Raw genomic sequence first — 676 nt, 5'->3', positions numbered from 1 at the left:
ACCTTGACCGTTGTCCCGCACGACAATCCTATTTTCGTATTGGTCATTTTCCAAAAGGACATTAATCGTTAAGCTTTCTCTGCCACTTTGATTTAAGGCATTTTTAAATATATTTTATATTACGTATTTCATGTTCTTATCTCTGCCTAAAAACTTTTAATCATTCTACCTAATCAACTACATTTCATTTTTTTCTTTCACACTTTTTTACCCTTACCTTTCTACTTCCTTCTTTTTCTCTTCTTTTTCTCCTTCTTCTTCTTCTTTTTTTTTTCTTCCATCACTCCATACCCACCTTTTCTCTCCTCTTTTTCTTTCCTTTTTTTTTTCTCTTTCTTTCCTTCCCTCCCCCTTTTTTTTCCTTTTTCTCCTCCATTTTTTCTTTCCTTTCTTCCTCCCATTCCTTTCTTCTTCTTTTTTCTCCTTTTTTTTCTTTCATTCTTCTTTCCTCTTTTCTTTTTCATATCCCTCATCGTATTTTTTTTCCTTCTACTTTTCTTCTTTCTCTCTCATCTTTTCCTCCTCTTTTTCTCTTTCAATCTCTATCTTTTCCTTTCCCTCCCTCTCTATCCTTTTCTTCTTGTATCCTTCATCCTTCTTTCGTTTCTTCCCCATTCTCCCATTCCCTTCCCACTCCTCTTCAATCTTACTGTTCTTCTCCTTTTTTCCTCACCTT

2 protein-coding genes are annotated in these 676 nt (G+C 34.5%); both read right to left on the bottom strand.

What is annotated here, in order from left to right:
- Positions 1–221: 221 nt before the first annotated feature.
- Positions 222–464, bottom strand: coding sequence for a hypothetical protein (locus GMA8713_RS27620; RefSeq protein ID WP_198159607.1), 243 nt, complete (start codon positions 462–464; stop codon positions 222–224).
- A gap of 25 nt (positions 465–489) precedes the next feature.
- Complete coding sequence (locus tag GMA8713_RS28495; RefSeq protein ID WP_269747474.1) at positions 490–615, bottom strand: hypothetical protein; 126 nt, start codon at positions 613–615, stop codon at positions 490–492.
- Positions 616–676: the final 61 nt, after the last annotated feature.

It is taken from the genome of Grimontia marina, assembly GCF_900060185.1.
GTDB classification, from domain to species: Bacteria; Pseudomonadota; Gammaproteobacteria; order Enterobacterales; family Vibrionaceae; genus Enterovibrio; species Enterovibrio marinus.
This window is presented reverse-complemented; position numbering and strand designations above follow the sequence as displayed.

Bases quoted from the DNA above. Each gene is read 5' to 3' on its own strand.
- GMA8713_RS27620 (WP_198159607.1), bottom strand. From the start codon at position 464: ATGAAAAAGAAAAGAGGAAAGAAGAATGAAAGAAAAAAAAGGAGAAAA.
- GMA8713_RS28495 (WP_269747474.1), bottom strand. From the start codon at position 615: ATGGGGAAGAAACGAAAGAAGGATGAAGGATACAAGAAGAAAAGGATA.